Origin of the sequence: Rubricoccus marinus (assembly GCF_002257665.1) — a bacterium.
GTDB lineage: Bacteria > Bacteroidota > Rhodothermia > Rhodothermales > Rubricoccaceae > Rubricoccus > Rubricoccus marinus.
The window spans coordinates 1,182,709-1,202,286 of sequence record NZ_MQWB01000001.1; the positions used below are offsets into that span (position 1 = coordinate 1,182,709).

Consider the following 19,578-nt stretch of genomic DNA (forward strand, 5'->3'; position numbering starts at 1 on the left):
AAAAACGCCCCGGCTGCACGGGGCAACCGGGGCGCGGGCCTCTGGCGGTTTCGCCAGAGGCCGAAGCGTCAGGAGACGTTATGCGGTCTCGTCGCCTTCGTCCACGACTTCGAAGTCGGCGTCCTGGACCGTGTCGCCGTTGGCGTCGGCCACAGGCTCACCGTCCGCAGCGGGGGCGCCGTCGCCTCCGGCCTCGGCCTGCTGGGCGCGGTAGAGGTCCTCGCTCGCAGCGCTCCACGCGGCGTTGAGCTGCTCAATCGCGGAGTCGATCTCGTCCACGTTCTGAGCCTTCTGGACTTCCTTGAGGCGCTCCAAGCCACCCTGGATGGCTGCCCGCTTCTCGTCTGGGAGCTTGTCGCCGTACTCGGCGAGGTTCTTCTCCGACGAAAAGATGAGGCTATCCGCTTGGTTGAGCTTGTCCACGCTCTCCTTTTTGCGGGCGTCCTCGGCAGCGTTCTCGCGAGCGGCCTTCCGCATGCGCTCGATCTCCTCCTCGGTCAGACCAGAAGAGGCCTCAATGCGGATGGACTGCTCCTTGCCCGTCGCCTTGTCCTTCGCGCTGACGCTCAGGATGCCGTCGGCGTCGATGTCGAAGGTGACTTCAACCTGGGGCAGACCGCGCGGGGCGGGGGGGATCCCGTCGAGGTGGAAGCGGCCGATCGTGCGGTTGTCGATCGCCATCGGGCGGTCACCCTGCAGGACGTGGATCTCAACGCTCGGCTGGTTGTCGCTTGCGGTGGAGAACGTCTCCGACTTCCGCGTCGGGATGGTCGTGTTGGCGGGGATCAGCGCGGTCATGACCGCGCCGAGCGTTTCGATGCCGAGGTTGAGCGGCGTGACATCGAGCAGGAGCACGTCCTTGACGTCGCCTGAGAGGACGCCGCCCTGAATGGACGCGCCGACTGCGACGACCTCGTCCGGGTTGACGCTCTTGTTCGGCGCCTTGCCGAAGAACTCCTGCACGACCTCCTGAATCTTCGGGATCCGCGAGGAGCCGCCGACAAGGATGATCTCGTCGATGTCGCTCTTGCTGAGTCCGGCGTCCTCCAGAGCCTTCTTCATCGGCGGGATGGTGCGCTGCACCAAGTCGTCCACCAACTGCTCGAACTTGGAGCGGGAGAGGTCCAGCGTGAGGTGCTTCGGGCCGTCCTGGGTTGCCGTGATGAACGGCAGGTTGACCGTCGTGGAGGCCGCGCTGGAGAGCTCGATCTTGGCCTTCTCGGCCGCCTCCTTCAGGCGCTGAAGCGCCATCGGGTCCTGGCGGAGGTCGATGCCTTCCTGGGACTTGAACTCGTCCGCGATGTAATCGATGAGGCGCTGGTCGAAGTCGTCGCCGCCAAGGTGCGTGTCACCGTTGGTGGACTTGACCTCGAACACGCCGTCGCCGAGTTCGAGAATGGAGATGTCGTAGGTGCCGCCGCCAAGGTCGTAGACCGCAATCGTGGAGTCGGCTTCGTCCTTCTTGTCCAGGCCGTAGGCGAGAGCAGCGGCGGTCGGCTCGTTGAGGATGCGCTTCACGTCGAGGCCAGCAATCTGACCGGCCTCCTTGGTCGCCTTGCGCTGCGCGTCGTTGAAGTATGCCGGGACCGTGATGACGGCCTCGGTCACGCGCTCGCCGAGGTAATCCTCTGCGGTCTGCTTCAGCTTGCCGAGGATCATCGCCGAGATCTCCTGCGGCGTGTACAGCTTGTCGTCAATAGAGATGCGGGCCGTTCCACCTTCGCCCTTGGAGACCGTGTATGGGACGGTCTTCAGCTCGGAGCTCACCTCGTCGAAGCCACGGCCCATGAAGCGCTTGGCCGAGAAGATGGTGTTCTGCGGGTTGGTGATCGCCTGCCGCTTGGCGGGGGCGCCCACGAGGCGCTCGCCGTCTTTTTTGAATGCTACGACGGAGGGCGTCGTCCGGCCGCCCTCCGCGTTGGGGATGACGACGGGCTCGTCGCCTTCCATCACGGCGACGACGGAGTTCGTCGTGCCGAGGTCGATGCCGATAATCTTGCTCATCTTGGGAAGAGAAATCTGGGTTGGGAGGTGGTGTGGCTACGCAATCGCTGGCGGGAGGATCCGCGCGCCAGAGGCTGGCAGCGTGTCAGTCGTGCGAAGACGTGCAAGCGCCGTGCCACGTCCGTTATTGCAACGAGTCCTCACACTCGCCTCTGGCGCTACCTTTGCGCCCCGCACCGCCCCCCGAGGTCCCATCCCCGGCCTGTGAAGCACGTCCCCAACGCCCTCACCATCGGTCGCATCCTGGTCGCGCCGCTCAGCCTGTACCTGCTGTGGACGGGCACGTTCTGGGGGCAGTTTAGCGGTACGACTCTTTTCATCCTTGCCGCCATCACCGATTGGCTGGATGGGAATCTGGCGCGGAAGTACGGCGTCGGCTCGCGGCTGGGGCAGTTTCTGGATCCTCTGGCGGACAAGATCCTCGTTCTGGGGGCTTTCCTGCTCGTGCCGTTCCTGGCGCCGCTGGATGCCAGCCTGACACGGCCGCTGGGAGCGTGGCTGCCGTGGCTCGCCATCGGCGCCATCGCAGCGCGTGACGTCGGCGTGACGTGGCTCCGGTCGGTGTACGAGCGGCGCAACCGGCCACTCCGCACGCTGAGCGCAGCGAAGTGGAAAACGGCGTGGCAGCTCACGTTCCTGATCTCCGTCTTCGTGTTCCTGACGGCCTCTCACGGCCGCGACCTGGACGGCTTCTTCGGAGGGCTCTTCCGGTTTACCTACGCCACGTTGACGAGCATCGGGCCGCTGATCTTTCTCCTCGTGACGTCTGCGATCACTGTGTACACGGGCGTGCTGTACTTCACCGGTAGGGAGGAGTCGGACTTGGTGTAGGGCCAGTGGGGAGGGGCCAGTAGTGAGTGGTAGTCTGGACCCCAACACAGATGGCCTCTGGCGCCAGAGGCTTAGCGTACCCGCGTGGTGCAGCTCACCTCGCCAGAGGTCACCCGGATGGTATCGCCGGGCTTCCAGTCCGTCTCGAAGATGTATGCTTCGCGGCCGGGTGCTGACCGCGCGTATTGCTCGGCCGCGCGCCGCGCCAGAGACGTGACACGTGAGTCCCCGATGGCCGCGATCTCGCGGAAGTCGTCTGCCAGGCACCAGTACACGGCTCGGGCTCGGACGCCTCTCGGGGAGCCGACGGACTCGGCGCGGTGTCTCGCGAGCGCAAACAAGCTTGGCGCGTGCGTCGCCTGATAGCTCGTGGCCTGTCGGTAGAACGTCGCGGCATCGCCGTAGCCTCTGACAGCGCGGGCGTACGCGAACTCGGCACGCTCGGCGCCAGAGGCTGCGTTGGTCAGCGCGCGGTCGTAATAGGCCTCTGCTTGCTCGTGGTCGCCGCGGGTCCACGAGCGCACGAAGAGCGCGTAGAGTTGTGTGGGATCAGCGATGTCAGTTGTCACGCAGTCCAAGAGCCGGTCCACGACGGCGTCGGGCTCACCGCCTGCTTCGGCTACCTGCTCTGGAAGCCGCGAGGCCGTGCCGATCAGCGTGCGGACATCGGCGGCTGGCTCGCAGTCATCGTAGTCGCCTCTGGCGAACGCGGCGAGGAGCGGCTCCAACGATGACACGGACGGCGTGGCTGCAACCGGGGTGCGAATCACCACCGCAAGCTGACGCAGGTAGTCGGCATACGCCGAGTCGTCCATGGGCTCAGCCAGAGCCTCCAAGAAGCTCGCATGGGCCTCTGGCGCCTCGATGAACTCGCCAGAGGCCGTTGCGAGGCGGCGCAGGTACCAATCGTCCAGGCTGTCCGGTTGCGCGTCGAAGGCGCGTCTCAGGGCGGCGAACTCGCGCTCGGGCGCGTCCGGGTACGCATCCGCGTGGGTGATGAAGAAGAGGCTCTCGCGGAGGTCGCGTGTCCACGTCTCGGGCTCGGCGCCAGAGGCGCGGAACGCTCGGAGACCTCTGGCGCGCAGTGCAAGTGCGGAGTCCAGCCGGGAGCGGCGGTCTCCTTCGTCCGCGAAGTGCTCGTAGACGGTGGCGAGCCGCTCGAACGCACGGTCATCGGGCTCCCCGCCTGTGTACAGTGGCGCCTTGTCGACGAGCCACCGGAGGTAGACCGCTGCACCGCAGTAGGCATCGCGGCGGGTCTCAGGAGCCGAGTCCGCGTTCGCGTTGCGGTAGTACTCCGCGGCGAGGCTGTAATTCTGACGCTCGCTCTGCAAGGGCTGGTAGGCGGCCTCGGGGCACAACTCGCCCTCCGTTGCTAGCGCCACCGCCGCTGAGGCCACTGGCGCCACGTCGGGTGCTGAAGGGGGAGCAGCAGAGCAGGCAGCGAGGGCAAGGAGCGTCGCCAGAGGGAGGTGTGAGCGCATGGTCAGTTGCAGGCCGTTGCTCGGAGACCGCCAGAGGCTCGAAACGTTGCTCTCCTTGGAAGCCCCTGCCCGATCTCGCGCTGCCTGACCTTGCAAAAAAGCGGCCGCCCCCGAGGTGGGAGCGGCCGCAGTCGCCAGAGGCAGGCCTCTGGCGGAGTGCGAGACGCGAGACTTAGCGCACGCGCGTCGTGCAGGAGACCGAGCCGGAAGAGGCGCGGATGCTCTGACCGGGCGACCACCCCTTGAAGAAGTAGTCATCGCGGCTTGGGCCAGCGCGGTTATAGCCCGCAGCCGTCCGGCGCGCAGCACTGGCGACGCGTGGGTCACCCGTTGCGGCGACGTTGCTGAAGCGGTCTGCGAGGCACCAGTATGCGGCGCGGCCGTCTACGCTGCCTGGGCGGCCGATGCCGCTGGCGTAATCACGGGCCTGCGCGAACAGCGTCGGGCCGTGGTTGGGCTGGTAGGAGAGGGCCTGCGCGTAGAGCGACGACTTGCTCCCGGCGCCAGCGGCGGCGCGGGAGTAGTAGAAGTCCGCACGCTGCGCGTTATTGGCGGCCTTCGCGATGGCCTGGTTGAAGTAGTCCTCAGCCTGCGTGCGGTCACCGCGACGGTAGGAGCGGCGGAACAGCGCGTACAGCTGGCTCGCGCTCAGCTGATCGATGCTGCCTGCGACGATCTCGTCGAAGTACGTGTCCTGGATCGCGTCCGGGTCGCCGCCGGCCTCGGTGATGAGGTCGGGGAGCTGGTTGGCCGTGCCGAAGATGGTGCGGCGCTCAGACTCGGTGAGGGACTGCGGGTCGGCCTGGTACTTCGCCACGAGGTCCGCGACGGCGTCCGGCGTCACGCCCTGGGACGGATCGGCTGGCGGCGTGCGCGAGAACTCGACGAGCTGCGCGATGTAGGTCTGCGTGCTCGCGTCGTCGAAGCTCGGGGCGAGCGTCTCGAGGTAGTCGGCGCGCTCCATCGGGTCCTCAATCACCTCGGCGGAGATGTTGACGAGCTGCTGGAGGTACCAGTCGTCCAGGCTGTCCGGCTGCGCTTCGAACGCGCGGTTGAACGCGGCGTACTGGCGCTGGCTGGCGTCCTCGTACACGTCAGCGTAGGAGTAGAAGAAGTAGCCCTCGCGCAGGTCGCGCGTGTACTGGTCAAAGCTGACGCCAGCGGCCTCCATGGCGGCTTCGCCGCGGGCGCGCATTGCGAGCGACTCGTCCAGGAATTCCTTCTTCTTGGCCTCGTCCTCTACCTGCGTGGAGTAGAACTCGTACACATTGGCGAGGCGGAGGAAGTTGCGGTCGTCCGGGTCGCCGCCGGTGAACAGCGGGTCGTTCTCAACGAGCCACGTGAGGTAGACCTCGGACGCGCAGAAGGCGTCCAAGCGGGCGTCAATGTTCTCTTCCTCCGCGGAGTTCGCGTTGCGGTAGTACTCCGCTGCAAGGCTGAAATTCTGCCGCGTGCTCTCCAGAGGCGTGTAAAAGTTTTCGGGGCAGACGCCGTTGGCGGCAACCGTCGGCTCCATCGTGGTAGGCGTGGAGGTGTCGACGACGACGGTGTCGGCGGGCGCAGGCGCGGCGCAGGCGGCGAAGAGCAGCGCCAGCGGCAACGCGAGCAGACCCAGGGGGCGGGCGGCGGAACGGAGCATGAAACGTGTAGGGGTGAGATAACGAGAGAGAGGGACTAGCCGAGGCGGCGGCGGATAAACCAGCGCTCACCGAAGTTGAACGTGAACGTGCCGCGCCAGAAGCGGTCGCGGACGAGTACGCCCTCCGTCTCCCCTCGGGTCCCGACCTCGAAGCCGAGGTCGACCCGCGCGCCGGCAACGCGCGTGGGGAGGGAGAGGCCGCCGGTGAGCGCGTACGTCATCACGTCCTGGGCCTCTGGCGACATGAAGCCGGTCTCAGTGTAGGCGCCGAGGCGATAGTTGACGCGCTGGAAGTAGCTCGCATTGCGCTCGCCGCCGCCGGGCACCCACTCCAAGCCGGCGCCGACGCGCCAGCGGCTGCGCAGGTCCGAGGCGCCAGAGGCGTCGTAGCCGCCAAAGGCGAAGTCGCTCTCGAAGTCCTGCCAGGGCTCATAGACGACGTCCGTGGCGACGAGGAACTTGGGGCTGTACTGGTAGGAGATGCCGCCTCTGGCGGTGAGCGGAACGGTAACGTCGCCGTCCGACTGCGTGGAAAGCGTGTCGCGGTCCAGGTTGGCACCGAGAAGGCTGGAGCGCGAGGCGTTCAGCTTGGTCGGAAGCGTAAAGGCGGCGGAAAGCGTGAGCGCGTCGGCTTCGCGGCCGAGGTTGCGGAGCGAGGCGGCGGCTCCGAACGTGCCGGTAAAGCCGTACATCCGCGTCGAGAGCGATTCGCGTGTTTCCAAAAACGCCGAGCCGCCTTCGGGAAACTCCGTCCGCTGCAGGTACTCCACCGTCCCGACAAGCGCCTCCGCGCTCGCGCCGACCGTCAGCACGTCGCCAATGCGAGTACCGATGCCGATGGAGAGCCGCTGCAAACCGCCCTGACCCTCCAGGTTCGCGCGGTATGGCGTTGGTTCGTCGCCGTCGATGGCGATTTCGCCTTCCTCTGCCGCGCGGTAGTCCACGCGCGAGTACGGGCGGTACGCCAACGTCAGCCCGGTCCGGCCAGGGTAGAGCGGGATGCCAAGCTGGACAAGCCCGAGGTCCCCTGCGGTCGCCTCCGAAGTCGCGTCAGCAGCGTCGGTCGAGCGCACGCCGCGCACGCCGGCCGAGGCCGTAAACGTGGTCAGCGATTGGTCGGCGCCAAGCGCGGGGTTCGCGAGACCGTTATAGATCCCGGAACGGATGGCGACGCCCGCCAGGCCCATCGCCTCCGCCTGCGAGGTCGAGAAGTCGTACCGCTGCCCGAGGGCGAAGCGGGAGTAGGCGGAGCCGTAGTCGTTCGAGGCCTGCGCGAGGGCAGGGCCGCTGGCGAGACCGAGGGCGGCGAGAAGGAAAAGAGAGCGGAGCATCGGAGAGGGCAGCAGTCAGGAGATCAGGTCAGGCGCGAAACGTTGCTCTCAGGCGGGAGGCCCGCCGATGGTGACAAGCGAGAGGCGCGGACGGCGGAGGTCTCCCTCGACGGCGTCTTCGACGATGACAGGCAGAACGCCCAGGTCCAGCGGGTTGTTGGGAACGCCGATCTCAAACCCCGTGATGGCGAACCGGCCAAGCAGGACGGACTGGAGCAGCGTGTTAAAGGACTGGTTCGAGAGGTTGTTGTCTCGGAACACGATCTCGGTGGCGTCCTGCTCGACGGCCTGGCTCAAAATGGGCGTCCTTGTCCCGTCCTCCAGCACGGAGTAGAGCACGACCGTCTGTGGCAGCGGGCGGTTGTAGCCCATCGGGCCATCGAGCAGGCTGCGGTCGAGCGGCACGCGGATCTTCGCGCTCGCCAGAGGCAGGTTTTCGAAGGCGGAGATATCGAAGTCCAGCGCCAGAGGCATGCTCGCGCCGCCGCGCAGGAACATCCGGCCGGGTGTGTCCATCGCGTCGCCTCTGGCGAGCGCGGTGTAGACCTCCACGAGCGGGTAATCCACGGTGTCGCGCGTGGTCTCGCCGTCGTCGTCGTAGTCGGCGCCGATCAGGCGGATGGAAGACTGCGAGGCGTTAAAGCCGAAGACGGCGCCCGTGGTCATGCCGGCGGGAGTAGAGCCGCTGGCGGTGCGGATCTGGAAGCCTTCGAACAGCGAGTCCAGGCTGTCGCGCAATACGACGGTGTTCGCCGCGATGTAGGACTGCGGCAGGTCGATGGTGACGAGCGTGTCCTGCGGCGAGAGCGTCGCCGTGGTGAGGAGGTCGCCCGTCGCGAGCGTCGTGTCGGGCGGGAGGCCGTCCGGCGACCACGCCGGCGAGGGGTCGATCTGGCGAACCTCGACGGGCAGCGACGCGAGCGTGTCGCCGTAGGTCTCGGCGCGGCGGAGCAGGATCTGCACCTGCGCCAGAGGCCGGTCCCCGAAGTCGGCCGGCTGCGTGATCGACCGGGCATCGACGTACGCCGTCGCCTGCACGTCTCCAAAGCGGTCGTCGGTCATCGCGCCGACGAGGACGCGCGTCTGGAGAGGCGTGCCGGTACCGTTGGCGAACCCGCCCGTTACGGCCTGCTCATCGCCAAAGCTGAGGGTGGAGGCCGAGACCAACTGCGCGTTGGGGTCGGACGTCTCGTCACCGATTAGCGAGAGGCCGACGCCGGAGGGGTCCTGGCAGGCGGCGAGGGAGAACGCGAGAGCCGCGAGGGCAAGCGGGGCGGCGGAGCGGAGCGACAGGGTCACGGAGCGATGCGGGGAGAGCAGGCGGAGTCCTCCCCAACGCGGCCACGGCGGGTTTCGCATGGGCCGCTGCGGAGGGCATCCGAGACTACCCGCGCCTCTGGCGGGGGACTCTGCGGTTCCTGAGAAAACGAGGCGCTTCCACGGGTGGTTGTGGCCCGTCGCCAGAGGCCACGAGAGCGCGTGGGATGGCAGATAGGCAAACCGAGAACGGGAGGGTGCCGCGCCGCCTCTGGCGCTTGGTTGTAGCGCGATCCGCGACGGCACCTGACGAGTGTTGATAGTTCCTTCACATCCTGTACATTCGGCGTACTCCGCCAGAGGCGGACCCGTTCTCCCGCACTGCGCTCCCCTGCTATGACCGTCTACGACGCCGATCACATCCGCAACGTCGCCCTCGTGGGCCATCAGGGGACGGGCAAGACGACCCTGGCCGAGGCCATGCTCTACGCCTCTGGCGCGATCCCGCGCATGGGCGCGGTGGAGGACGGGAGCACCCGCAGTGACTACCACGAGTCCGAGCAGGAGCGCGGCATGAGCGTGTTCACTAGTCTGCTCCACGCCGAGTGGAAGGGGCACAAGATCAACGTGCTGGACACGCCCGGCTACCTCGACTTCTCGGCCGAGACCATCACGGCGCTCAAGGTGGCCGACACCGCCATCTTCGTCCTCGACGCGGCCGAAGGCGTGCAGGTCGGGACCGAGCTGGGGTGGACGTATACCGAGATGACGGAGACGCCGGCGATGTTCGTCCTCAACAAGCTGGACGGGCCGGGGTCGGACTTCGAGGACGCGCTCGCGCGCGTGCAGCAACGCTTCGGTCACGCCGCCACGCCAGTCCAACTCCCGGGCGGGACCGGCACGCGCACGATTATCGACGTCCTGCTGATGAAGCAGATTCGGTTCGCACCCGACGGCTCGCAGACCGTGGAGCCCATCGACGAGGCGTTTGCCGAGCGGGCCGCCGCACTCCACAACGAGCTCGTGGAGTCCATCGCCGAAAACGACGAGGGCCTTATGGAACTGTACTTCGAGAAGGGCACGCTCAGCGAGGACGAGATGCGCACGGGCCTGCACCACGCCATGCTCAAGCGGCAACTCTTCCCCATCTTCCTCACGGTCGCGACCGAGAACGTTGGGGTCTCGCGGCTCATGGGCTTTATCGACAACGTGTGCCCGTCGCCGGCGGAGATGCCGCCTCCGCACATGGCCTCTGGCGCGGTCCACACCTCGCCAGAGGCGGACCCTGTCGCGTTCGTGTGGCGCACCATGCACGAGGAGCACGTCGGCGAGTTCTCCTTTCTGAAGGTGTACGATGGCACGCTGGAGCCGGGGATGGACCTGGAGAACGCCAGCGACGGCCACGGCGAGCGGCTCGGGCAGCTTTACGCCATCAACGGCAATGCGAGGGACTCCATCGCGAGGCTTCCTGCGGGCGACATCGGCGCGACGGTCAAGCTCAAGAGCACGGGCACGGGCGACACGCTGCGCAAGAAAGGCTCAGACGCCGTGATCCAGGCCATCGAGTACCCGGAGCCGCGGATGCGCCTGGCGGTCCGCGCCAAGCGGCAGGGAGAGGAGGACAAGATGGCGCAGGGCCTGCACCAACTCGTCAAGGAAGACCCCAGCCTGCTCGTGGAGCACGACGCGCACCTGGGGCAGATCACGCTCGGCGGGCAGGGACAGATGCACCTCGACATCGCGAAGTACCGCATGGCGCACCGGTCCGGCGTAGAGGTCGAGTTCGATCAGCCGCGCATCTCCTATCGCGAGACCGTGCAAGGGGAGTCCCGCACGTCTTACCGCCACAAGAAGCAGACGGGCGGGGCCGGGCAGTTCGCCGACATCTCCATCATCGTCGCGCCTCTGGCGGGGGAGGAGTACGCCCCGCCGAGCGGGATGAAGGTGCGCAAAACGCACCAGGTGACGACCGACTGGGGCTCGACGGTAGAACTCGTCGACGCGATCGTGGGCGGCGTGATCGACATGCAGCGGTTCACCGGCGCGATCCTCAAAGGCATCGGTGACGCGTTGCGGCAGGGGCCTGTGGCCGGCTACCCCGTCGGCGACGTGCGCGTGGTGGTCTACGACGGCGGCATGCACCCCGTGGACTCCAACGAGAACGCGTTCAAGACGGCGGCCAAGATGGCCTTCCGCAACGGCTTCCGCGAGGCGCGGCCGACGATTCTGGAGCCGATCGTGGAGCTGGAGGTCAAGGTGCCAGATGCTCAGATGGGAGACGTGTTGGGAGACCTCAGCACCCGGCGTGCGCGCATCCAGGGCATGGACGCAGACGGCCCGTTCCAGGTCATCCGAGCCCACGTCCCTGAAGCGGAGCTGTACCGCTACTCCACAACGCTGCGCTCGCTTACCCAGGGTCGGGGCCTCCACCGCGCAACGTTTTCCGCGTATGAGCCCATGCCGCAACACGTCCAAGCGGATCTCGCGACCCGCCGTGGGGCGGACGACGACGAGTAAGGCCAGTCCTGTGCTTCGTCTCTGACGCCAGAGGCGAGAGCAGGCAGAGAGGGCGAGGCCGGTGTGGTCAAGGAAGCGCGTGGGCGCCAGAGGCCGGAAGGCTCGCAGGAACAGGTATGTCCGCATGAAGCGCTCTCGAAATGACGCATTGCGGAAACTCGACTTGCCGCGTTGCGTCATATTGCCAGCACAGCACTCCACACCATGCCCCGACTCATCAAACGCTACGGCTCTCGAAAGCTCTACGACACAGAAGCCAGCGAGTACGTCTCTCTCGACCGCGTCGCCGCATTCGTCCGTGACGGCGAGGACGTTCGCATCGTCGACAACAAGACGGGCGAGGACGTGACCGTCGCCATCCTGAGCCAGGTGATCGCGGAGGAGGGGCGAAACGGCGGCAGCCTCTCGTCCACGTTTCTGCACGACCTCGTCCGCATGGGCGAGCGGGCCATCCGCACCGGTGCGGAGACCATCACTCGGGCCGAGGAAACCGTCGGCGCTGTTGTCGGTGGGGCGCGCAAGAATGCCGCCGCCGTCGTCGGGGACGCCCGCCGCCGGATCGCCTCTGGCGCGCCTCTTGGAGACGTGCGCAACGAGATGGAGCGCCTCCGCGCCCGCCTGGACGCCCTCGAAGGCTCTCTTGCCTCTCTCGAAGAGGACGAGCCCAAGCCGCCCGCCGACGCCGGCTGACCGATGCGCGACCCCATCGCCGCGCTCAAAGACGCCGCGCGCGTCGCTTTCGCCAGAGGCCTCTCCGGAGTTGCCGCGGCACAAGACGCGCTTGAGGCCTCTGGCGAGCGCTCCCTCCACACGTTGGGTCTCCCGACCCTGACCGACATCGACCGCCTGCAACGGGCCGTCGCTGACCTCGACCGCGCGGCGAACTCGCTCCGCGATCGTTCCTGAACCTGTACATCCACACAACCCCTCTAAACATGTCGACCACCAAAGAACTCACCAAAGAAATCCGCAACTCCGCTGACGTCGCGGTGACGAACGCGAAAGAGACCGTCGACTCGGTCCGCCGCGGCTTCACCGACGCTGCCGGCAACGTGAAGGACGCCGCCCAGAACGTCTTCCTCGCAGGCCTCGGCGCGCTCGTCGCCGCGAAGGAGACGGGCGAAGAGACCTTCGAGTCCTTTGTTAAGAAGGGCGAGAAGGTGGACCTCGGCACGCTCGGGACCGAGCGCGTCAAGACCATCCGCAAGCAGATCGACGGCGCGACCGACAAGGTTGAGGACGCCGTCAAGGGCCGCGTCTCCGACGCCAAGTACGTCGCCGGCGAGACCGCGAACTCCCTCGAAGACCGCGTCCAGGACGCCGTCGCGACCGTCATGAAGCGCATCGGCGTACCGACGCGTGAGGAGATCAGCGAACTGACCGCCTCCGTAGAGCGCCTCACGGCCCGCGTCGAAGAGGTCAAGGAGGCCCGCTCGCTGGACGCTGCCGCGCCCGCCGCGTTCACCGTCGAGTCCGTCGGTGGTGGCTGGTACGAGATCAAGACCGGCGACGTGGTCGTGGACAAGGTGAAGGGCCGCAAGGCGGTCGCCGCCAAGCTCTCCGACCTCCAGGGCACGGACGAGGTCACGGTCGTCTCCGTCGGAGGTGGCTGGTTCGAAGTCCGCGTCGGCGCCGCCGTCGTCGAGAAGGTCCAGGGTGAGGAGGCTGCCGAGGAGGCCGCCGCCAAGCTCTAGACGTTCTGCTTCTGGCGGCCCGTAAGCCGCCGGGACATCTGCCCCGGGTCGCGTTCTGCGGCTCGGGGCTTTTTTGTGAGCCTCTGGCGCGATGCCGCGGCGCCAGAGGCGCCGAGCGCTAGCCGTGTTCGGGGCGGGTGGGCTCCGGCGCGGCCTCAAGCGCCAGAGGCCTGATCGTCGTTCGCTCGCGCACAAGGCGCGCGGCGTCAGGGCCGTGGTTGAGGATGAGGTCCAGCGAGGAGCACTCCGGCACCCAGCCCTCGAAGGTCTGCCGGTAGGGCCGGTGCTCGTAGCGCAGCACGTGCGTCTCCACGCCCAGCCTCTGGCGGTCGCGCGCGGCCGAGGAGGGGAGTGCGAGCAGCGCGCCCTCGCCAGAGGCGGTCCAGATGTCTGCGAGCGAGGCCGGCGCCTCTGGCGTCTCGGACGCGACGACGAGCTGTGAGGTGGCGCCCAGCCACCGGTGCGTCCACCGCGTCGTCGCGACGGTCAGCGCGCCGAGCGAGGGCCACCGCCCTGTCAGAAGTGCCTCGACCTCGGGCAGCACGTGCTCGGCAAAGGGCGCCATCCCGTACGCAGTCCGCAAGGCGTGGACGTGCTTCCGCGCCCACGCCGTCCCGGCGATTTCCAGCGACGCCAGAGGCTGGCGCTTCCCCGTATGGACGCGGGGGATGGAGAGCCGCTGCGCGCCTGCGGCCTCGCGGATCTGCGCGCGGTTGTAGGCGGCCTGCCGCGAAAACGGGAGCGTGTCCGCGAGCACGACGCGCTCGGCGTGGAGCAGCAGCGCGGCGACCTCTGGCGTCGGGAAGAACTCGGGCGGGCGGACGGCGGTCACGGGCAAGGGGGGGACGGTGCGATCTTGTGGATCCCTCACCGAGGCTCGCCGTTCCCGCGCTCCCTCTCTCGCTGTCATGGATTCGCGCCGCACGTTTCAACTTCTGTTCTGGCTCCTCGCCGGGACCGTCTTCTTCGCCATCGCGGGGACGCTTTCGCTCTACATCGGCCCCGTGGAGGAGTTTTTCCGCCCGTACTACCAGAAGCTGGTGGCCGGCCCGACGTGGACGTACATGGCGCTGCTCCCGCTCGTCACGCTCGCGCTGTACTGGAAGACGCTCGGCCCCTGGCGCTCCATCCTGTTCCTGCTCGCCGCGAGCCTAATCGGCGCCGGGAGCGAACTGCTGGGCACGAACACCGGCATCCCGTTCGCGCCGTACGAATACACGGACCGCCTCGGCCCCAAAATCCTCGGCGACGTGCCGTGGTTCATCCCCACGAGTTGGTACGCCCTCGCTCTGCTCTGCTACGATCTGGGTGGGCGGCTGCGGGTCGGCGTGGCGGGCCGCGCGGTCGCGATGGCCGTGTTTATGATCGTGTGGGACGTGGCGCTAGATCCCGCGATGAACCAGGGCGGCGGCACGTTCATCTTCTGGAACTACCCGGGCGGCGGTCCCTTTTTCGGGATGCCGTGGGTGAACTGGTACGGGTGGTTCGTGACCAGCATCCTGATCTCGCTGGCGTTTGAGATGTTGGGCGGGATGAGGGCCGCGGCGGACCCGTTCGTCGCGAAGTGGGGACCCATCGCGTACGCGCTCAACGTCTTTTTTCCCATCTCGGTCTGCCTGCTGTACGGCCTGCCTCTGGCGGGACTTATCGCCTCGGTCACGCTCGTCGTCGCGCTCGGCGTCGTGTACTGGCGGAGCCAGACGGGCGGGCCGGCCGGCCTGACGATCTACTCCTGATGCCGGGGGCTTCTGCCGCGCCAGAGGCTCCGCAGGCCGGTCCGCGGACGGGCCCCGGCCTCGGCGCCGCGCCCCTGCCGCCGGGGCCTCTGGCGACTCGGGCGGAGGAGGACGCGTTTTTGCGCGAGGCGTTTCGGCACCACAGCCGCACGTTCTCGTTCGCCGCGCGGCTGCTCCCACGCCGCGTGCGCCTCCCCGTCGCGACCGTCTACCTGTACTGCCGGACGGTGGACCACCTCGCCGACGAGCGGGCCTACCGCATCGGCCGAGAGGCCGCGCTGGAAGAGGCCAGCAAGATGCGCCTGGACCTGGACGTGACCCTCGCCGGGCACCCGCCAGAGGGCGGGCCGGACGCGCTCCTCTGGCGCCGGCTCGCGGACGTGCACCGGGAGTTCGAGCTGGACCCGTTCCCGCTCCACCAGCAACTCGATGGCGCGGTCTGGGACCTGGAAGAGACGCCCATCCAGACCAACCAGGACCTGCTGGACTACTCCGACCTCGTCGCGGGAAGCGTGGGAGCCATCGTGCTTCCGTTCCTCGTCCGCGAGGGCGCGGACCGATCCGAACTGGACCGCCCCGCGCGCGCGCTCGGCGCGGCGATGCAGCTCACCAACATCCTCCGCGACGTTGGCGAGGACATCCGAGAGCTCGGCCGCGTGTACCTCCCAGCCGACGACTTGGCGGCCGCCGGCATCTCGCCAGAGGCGCTCAGTCGCGCCGCATCGGGCGAGACGCCGCTCGGGCCTCTGGCGCCGCGCTACGCCGCGCTCGTCGAGGGGCTGATGGAGCAGGCCGAGGCGTTCTACGACGAAGCGGACCGCGGTATCGCGAGCCTGCGCTTTAACGCCAAATGGGGCATTCGAACCGCGCTGCGCACCTACCGAGAGATCCTCAACGAGGTCCGCGCCCGCGGCTACGACAACCTCACGCAGCGCGCGTGGGTGCCGAAGCGTCGCAAGGTGCGGCTCGCCGTAGCGCCCGGGTACGCGCGCCGGCGCCAGAGGCTGAGGGGGTAGACCTCTGGCGCCAGGGGCTCAGGTCGGGTCGCTCGCCAGAGGCGTGGTGTGTTCGGCCTCTGGCGCATCCACGGCCAGCGCGATGTGGAGGTCCTGAAGCTGCTCCGCGTCCACGATGTCCGGCGCGGACGACATGAGCTCGGTCGCCTGCTGCGTCTTGGGGAACGCGATAACGTCGCGGAGCGAGGGGGCGCCCGTGAGGAGCATGACCATGCGGTCCAGGCCGAGCGCGATGCCGCCGTGGGGCGGGCAGCCGTACTTGAGCGCTTCCAGGAGGAAGCCGAAGCGGCGCTCGGCTTCTTCGTCGCTGATGCCGAGAAGCTCGAACATCCGCGCCTGCACGTCGGGCCGGTGGATACGGATGGATCCGCCGCCGATCTCGGATCCGTTGAGGACCAGGTCGTAGGCGCGGGCGCGGACTTCGCCAGGGGCCGAGTCCAAGAGCGCGAAGTCGTCGGGCGCGGGGCTGGTGAACGGGTGGTGCATCGCGTGGTAGCGGCCGCTCTCCTCGTCCCACTCCAGAAGAGGGAAGTCGGTCACCCAGAGGAAATTCCACGGCCCGTCGGCGCCCTCTGGCGCCAACCCGGTCTCTTTCGCCATGTGGACGCGCAGGTCGCCCATCTGCTCGAACACCTTGGGCGCCTCGCCCGCGAGCACGAGCACCAGGTCGCCCGTCTCGGCTCCGACGGCGTCGATGATGCCCTGCATCTTGTCGCGCGAGAACACGGCGTCTTTGACCGAGGCGGTGAAGTCGCTTCCGTCGCTCGGCAGCTTGGCGTAGAAGAGGCCGCCGGCGCCGATCTGCGCGCGGACGGTCTCCTTGTCCAGCTTGTCCATCGGCTTGCGTCCGCGGTCGCCCTCGCCATCGACGCGGATGGCGACGACGGCGCCCCCTTCCTCCAGGATGGACTCGAAGACCTTGAAGTCCGAGCCTCTGGCGATGTCGCTCACGTCGGCGATCTCCATGCCGTAGCGCAAGTCGGGCTTGTCCGATCCGAAGCGGCGGATGGCCTCGGCGTAGGCCATGCGGGGGAACGGCGTCGGGATCTCAATGCCACGCGTGTCCTGCCAGACCTGGGCGATGAGGCCTTCGATGAGGTTGTAGATGCCGTCCTCGGTCGCGAACGTCATCTCGACGTCGATCTGGGTGAACTCCGGCTGGCGGTCGGCGCGGAGGTCCTCGTCGCGGAAGCACTTGGTGATCTGCACGTACCGGTCGAGGCCGCTCATCATGAGGATCTGCTTGTACGTCTGCGGGCTCTGGGGCAGCGCGTAGAACTTTCCGGGGTGCACGCGGCTCGGCACCAGGTAGTCGCGCGCGCCCTCTGGCGTGCTCTTCATCAGAACCGGCGTCTCGACCTCCACGAACGCGTGCTCGTCGAAGTAGCGCCGCGTGCTCTGTGCGAGGCGGTGGCGCAAGAGGAGGTTGTTCTGCAACGCCGGCTTGCGCAGCGCGAGGTAGCGGTACTTCAGCGCGAGGTCGCCGCCCGGGACCGTCGCCTTGGGGTCGCCCACGCTGACCACGAAGGGCGTGACCTCGGACGTGTTGAGCACTTCCATGCCGGTCACGTAGACCTCCACATCGCCCGTCGCCATGTCGGGATTCTTGCGCTCGCGCACGCGGACCTCGCCCTGGATGGAGATCACGTCTTCCATCCGGAGCTTCTCGGCGGTCGCCGCCAGAGGCCCGTCCAACTCGGGCGAGAAGACGAGTTGCGTGAGGCCGTAGCGGTCGCGGAGGTCGATAAAGTTCAGGCCGCCGAAGTTGCGCGCGGTGTCGACCCAGCCCTTGAGCGTGACGGTCGTGCCGGCGTCGGACTCGCGGAGATCGCCGCAGGTGTGCGTGCGGTCGCCGTGCGTGAAGGCGTCGGTGGGCGTGAGGCGGGGCGTGGACATCGGGCGTGCGTCTTGGATGAGGCCGAAAGCTAGACGGCCTCTGGCGAGGGAAACGCGAGAAAGAAAGGAAGAGGGGTCGGGCCCGAACGGGAGGCGGCTACGTCTGAGCATCCGCGGCGGCTGCCCGTGTGGGCTAGCCCGTGCGGGAGTATCCTCCGTGCGCTCGCCGTTCTCTTTAGATCCGATTCCTCTGTGTTCATGCGCGTCTTTCTGTTCCTCCTCTGTCTGCTTCCTTTCGTCGTGGGGCCTTCTGCGAGTGCCCAGACGGATTCGCTTGCAGCAGCGGACCAGGCTCGCCTTGACGCGCTGATTGGAGCTCCCGACGTTGAAGGGCTGCGGTCATGGCAGCGGGAGGGGGACGCTCCAGATGACGTGGGCGCGCTCTTGGAGCGCGTCGATGCGCGGACGGAGGCCGGTTCTGCGGCGGTCAAGACGTACGTGCTCCAGCAGGTGCGGGTGGGCGCGTCATACACCGAAGCGCTTGCAGGCCCAACCGCCGTCCGGCTCTACCAGCGCTTTCTCGAACTCGCGGAAGCCGAGGACTACAACGAGGCACTGGTGTACATCGAGGCCTCGCGGTACTTCCTGGTTCGGCACACCCGAAGCGTGACGGCGATTCTGGACGCGGCCCAACAAAACGTGTTCGACCTCTTGCAAGACGGTCAGTACGTGGCCGCGCGCTCGGCCCTGAACGCCGTCGAGCAGTACATGGGTAGCCGCCACCCGGATCACCGCCCGTTTATCGACAGGCTCAGCACGCAGCGCGTGATCGCAGATGCCCGACTGGAGGACGGGGAGCGCCGCGTCTCGCGCTACGAGCGAAACGAGCCCGCCATCCGGCGTGCAGGGGGCTCGGTCAAGCTCGGTGTGGCCACGCGCTCCGCGCCGGGGTCGGTTAGCCTCGCGTCAGCCGGGGGGAATCTCGATTTCGATGGGTTCGAAGGCGGCGTCACCCTCTCGGTAAACCCCGAGGGGTTCGTCTTCCTGACCCCACGCATCGCGCTCGGCCTCGGCGGTGAACTCACCCGGGCGACGTTCGAGAACCGCGGATCGTCGGACCCCTTCCAACTCGACATCCCGATGGAGACGACGTCGATCTATGGGATGGCTCGCTACATGCTCCGGACGACGGTCGGAGTGAGGCCTTACCTGCAGGCGGGCGTTGGGCAGTTGCGCTCCCGTCGGCGTCGAGCCTCGGGGACGTACATCAGTAGAACCACCGGCGGACCGCTGCCCTTTACGATCCCGGAGCGGAGCGAGGTGGGCATTCAAGTGAGAGCAGCGCTGGGATTGGACTACGTAACGTGCGCGTCGTGTCCGATCTCTCTGGGAGGAGAGTTCGCCGTTCTCCGCAACTCCACCGATGACGCCCTGGTCTCACCGTGGCAAAGCGGCTTCGGCTTCCGCGCCGCGTACTCGTTCTAGGCGGCCTCTGGCGCCAGAGGCGGGCCCAGTGTTAACCCGAGAGACCTTGTACGTCTCGGCCTCTAGCGCGAGTGGGGTCGCTCTCGCCGACACAGTCTCCATGCGTGAGTACGACGAGATCGCCGGCTGGTATGCCCGCGTCCGCGATGCAAACGTGGGTGCGGTCGATGTGCTCAGCTTTGCGCGCCGCCTCCCGCCAGAGGCCCGCGTCCTCGACCTCGGCTGCGGCGACGGCGTCCCGGTCTCGCAGCTCTTGCTCCGCGAGGGCTTCGAGGTCATCGGGCTCGATAGCTCGGCGGAGATGATCGCGCGCTTCCGGGCGCGCTTCCCCGACGTCACCGTTCGACGCGAGAGGGCGCAAGAGGCCACGTTCGCAGCCGGGGCGTTCAACGGTGTGGTGGCGTGGGGCATGCTGTTCCATCTCTCGCCAGAGGACCAGCGCGCCACGATTGAGAAGGTCTCCGGGTGGCTGGCCTCTGGCGGGCGGTTTCTGTTCACGTCAGGCGGCGAGGCGGGCGAGATTGAGGGCGAGATGGACGGGGTGCGGTTTCGCTACATCTCGCTCGGCGTGGATGGGTACCGCGAGGCCCTCGAACGCACCGGAATGCACCTGGAACGTGAGTACCGCGACGCGTGGGACAACCACGTGTACCTCGCGGTGAAACCGCTCGCGCCAGAGGCCTCCGGCGCGCAGGGTGCGTAGAAACCGCGCCGCCGCTCGCGCCGTGCCATTCCTCCCCAGCGGATG

At 67.6% G+C, this 19,578-nt stretch carries 16 protein-coding genes; 9 read left to right on the forward strand and 7 right to left on the reverse strand.

Going from position 1 to position 19,578, the window contains the following annotated elements:
- Positions 1–78: 78 nt before the first annotated feature.
- The gene (gene dnaK, locus BSZ36_RS04810) at positions 79–2,004 is read right to left on the reverse strand and encodes a molecular chaperone DnaK (RefSeq protein WP_094546536.1); all 1,926 of its coding nucleotides are present in this window, start codon (positions 2,002–2,004) and stop codon (positions 79–81) included.
- 204 nt (positions 2,005–2,208) lie between these two features.
- On the opposite strand from dnaK, the gene BSZ36_RS04815 reads away from it, so the two are divergent.
- On the forward strand, positions 2,209–2,835 hold the full coding sequence (locus BSZ36_RS04815; protein ID WP_143536758.1) for a CDP-alcohol phosphatidyltransferase family protein: 627 nt from the start codon (positions 2,209–2,211) through the stop codon (positions 2,833–2,835).
- 71 nt (positions 2,836–2,906) lie between these two features.
- On the opposite strand, the gene BSZ36_RS04820 is transcribed toward BSZ36_RS04815, so the two are convergent.
- From BSZ36_RS04820 to BSZ36_RS04835, 4 genes are all read right to left on the reverse strand, one after another.
- A complete protein-coding gene (locus BSZ36_RS04820) occupies positions 2,907–4,319 on the reverse strand; it encodes a hypothetical protein (protein ID WP_143536759.1) in 1,413 nt (470 codons plus the stop codon).
- A 172-nt stretch (positions 4,320–4,491) separates the two neighbouring features.
- Positions 4,492–5,958: a hypothetical protein gene (locus tag BSZ36_RS04825; RefSeq protein WP_094546540.1), complete on the reverse strand. Its 1,467-nt coding sequence runs from the start codon at positions 5,956–5,958 to the stop codon at positions 4,492–4,494.
- A 35-nt stretch (positions 5,959–5,993) separates the two neighbouring features.
- Complete coding sequence (locus tag BSZ36_RS04830; protein ID WP_094546542.1) at positions 5,994–7,289, reverse strand: hypothetical protein; 1,296 nt, start codon at positions 7,287–7,289, stop codon at positions 5,994–5,996.
- A gap of 48 nt (positions 7,290–7,337) precedes the next feature.
- Complete coding sequence (locus BSZ36_RS04835; protein ID WP_143536760.1) at positions 7,338–8,588, reverse strand: DUF4270 family protein; 1,251 nt, start codon at positions 8,586–8,588, stop codon at positions 7,338–7,340.
- Between the two features lie 354 nt (positions 8,589–8,942).
- Between BSZ36_RS04835 and BSZ36_RS04840 the strand changes: the two genes are divergently transcribed.
- The 4 genes from BSZ36_RS04840 to BSZ36_RS04855 all read left to right on the forward strand — a co-directional run bounded on the left by BSZ36_RS04840 (position 8,943) and on the right by BSZ36_RS04855 (position 12,757).
- A complete protein-coding gene (locus BSZ36_RS04840; RefSeq protein WP_094546546.1) occupies positions 8,943–11,063 on the forward strand; it encodes an elongation factor G in 2,121 nt (706 codons plus the stop codon).
- 204 nt (positions 11,064–11,267) lie between these two features.
- On the forward strand, positions 11,268–11,753 hold the full coding sequence (locus BSZ36_RS04845) for a polyhydroxyalkanoate synthesis regulator DNA-binding domain-containing protein (RefSeq protein WP_094546548.1): 486 nt from the start codon (positions 11,268–11,270) through the stop codon (positions 11,751–11,753).
- Positions 11,754–11,756: 3 nt separating this feature from the next.
- Positions 11,757–11,969, forward strand: a complete 213-nt coding sequence (locus BSZ36_RS04850; protein ID WP_094546550.1) for a hypothetical protein — start codon at positions 11,757–11,759, stop codon at positions 11,967–11,969.
- 29 nt (positions 11,970–11,998) lie between these two features.
- Positions 11,999–12,757 carry a phasin family protein gene (locus BSZ36_RS04855; protein WP_094546552.1) on the forward strand — a complete coding sequence of 253 codons (759 nt, stop codon included), beginning with the start codon at positions 11,999–12,001 and terminating at the stop codon, positions 12,755–12,757.
- Positions 12,758–12,875: 118 nt separating this feature from the next.
- Here the strand turns inward: BSZ36_RS04855 and BSZ36_RS04860 are convergent, their stop codons facing one another.
- Positions 12,876–13,589, reverse strand: coding sequence for a WbqC family protein (locus tag BSZ36_RS04860; RefSeq protein ID WP_179271026.1), 714 nt, complete (start codon positions 13,587–13,589; stop codon positions 12,876–12,878).
- A gap of 76 nt (positions 13,590–13,665) precedes the next feature.
- Here BSZ36_RS04860 and BSZ36_RS04865 point away from each other — a divergent pair, with 76 nt between their 5' ends.
- Positions 13,666–14,493, forward strand: coding sequence for a carotenoid biosynthesis protein (locus BSZ36_RS04865; RefSeq protein WP_094546556.1), 828 nt, complete (start codon positions 13,666–13,668; stop codon positions 14,491–14,493).
- The gene (locus tag BSZ36_RS04870; RefSeq protein ID WP_094546558.1) at positions 14,493–15,509 is read left to right on the forward strand and encodes a phytoene/squalene synthase family protein; all 1,017 of its coding nucleotides are present in this window, start codon (positions 14,493–14,495) and stop codon (positions 15,507–15,509) included. Before BSZ36_RS04865 ends, BSZ36_RS04870 begins: the two co-directional genes overlap by 1 nt.
- A gap of 18 nt (positions 15,510–15,527) precedes the next feature.
- Here the strand turns inward: BSZ36_RS04870 and aspS are convergent, their stop codons facing one another.
- Positions 15,528–17,405, reverse strand: coding sequence for an aspartate--tRNA ligase (aspS, locus tag BSZ36_RS04875; protein ID WP_094546560.1), 1,878 nt, complete (start codon positions 17,403–17,405; stop codon positions 15,528–15,530).
- Positions 17,406–17,603: 198 nt separating this feature from the next.
- On the opposite strand from aspS, the gene BSZ36_RS04880 reads away from it, so the two are divergent.
- Complete coding sequence (locus BSZ36_RS04880) at positions 17,604–18,830, forward strand: hypothetical protein (protein ID WP_094546562.1); 1,227 nt, start codon at positions 17,604–17,606, stop codon at positions 18,828–18,830.
- Positions 18,831–18,930: 100 nt separating this feature from the next.
- A complete protein-coding gene (locus tag BSZ36_RS04885) occupies positions 18,931–19,533 on the forward strand; it encodes a class I SAM-dependent methyltransferase (RefSeq protein ID WP_179271027.1) in 603 nt (200 codons plus the stop codon).
- Positions 19,534–19,578 lie beyond the last annotated feature (45 nt).

Bases quoted from the DNA above. Each gene is read 5' to 3' on its own strand.
- BSZ36_RS04870 (WP_094546558.1), top strand. From the start codon at position 14,493: ATGCCGGGGGCTTCTGCCGCGCCAGAGGCTCCGCAGGCCGGTCCGCGG.
- BSZ36_RS04840 (WP_094546546.1), top strand. From the start codon at position 8,943: ATGACCGTCTACGACGCCGATCACATCCGCAACGTCGCCCTCGTGGGC.
- BSZ36_RS04850 (WP_094546550.1), top strand. From the start codon at position 11,757: ATGCGCGACCCCATCGCCGCGCTCAAAGACGCCGCGCGCGTCGCTTTC.
- BSZ36_RS04830 (WP_094546542.1), bottom strand. From the start codon at position 7,289: ATGCTCCGCTCTCTTTTCCTTCTCGCCGCCCTCGGTCTCGCCAGCGGC.
- BSZ36_RS04865 (WP_094546556.1), top strand. From the start codon at position 13,666: ATGGATTCGCGCCGCACGTTTCAACTTCTGTTCTGGCTCCTCGCCGGG.
- BSZ36_RS04885 (WP_179271027.1), top strand. From the start codon at position 18,931: ATGCGTGAGTACGACGAGATCGCCGGCTGGTATGCCCGCGTCCGCGAT.
- BSZ36_RS04855 (WP_094546552.1), top strand. From the start codon at position 11,999: ATGTCGACCACCAAAGAACTCACCAAAGAAATCCGCAACTCCGCTGAC.
- aspS (WP_094546560.1), bottom strand. From the start codon at position 17,405: ATGTCCACGCCCCGCCTCACGCCCACCGACGCCTTCACGCACGGCGAC.
- dnaK (WP_094546536.1), bottom strand. From the start codon at position 2,004: ATGAGCAAGATTATCGGCATCGACCTCGGCACGACGAACTCCGTCGTC.
- BSZ36_RS04820 (WP_143536759.1), bottom strand. From the start codon at position 4,319: ATGCGCTCACACCTCCCTCTGGCGACGCTCCTTGCCCTCGCTGCCTGC.
- BSZ36_RS04880 (WP_094546562.1), top strand. From the start codon at position 17,604: ATGCGCGTCTTTCTGTTCCTCCTCTGTCTGCTTCCTTTCGTCGTGGGG.
- BSZ36_RS04825 (WP_094546540.1), bottom strand. From the start codon at position 5,958: ATGCTCCGTTCCGCCGCCCGCCCCCTGGGTCTGCTCGCGTTGCCGCTG.
- BSZ36_RS04845 (WP_094546548.1), top strand. From the start codon at position 11,268: ATGCCCCGACTCATCAAACGCTACGGCTCTCGAAAGCTCTACGACACA.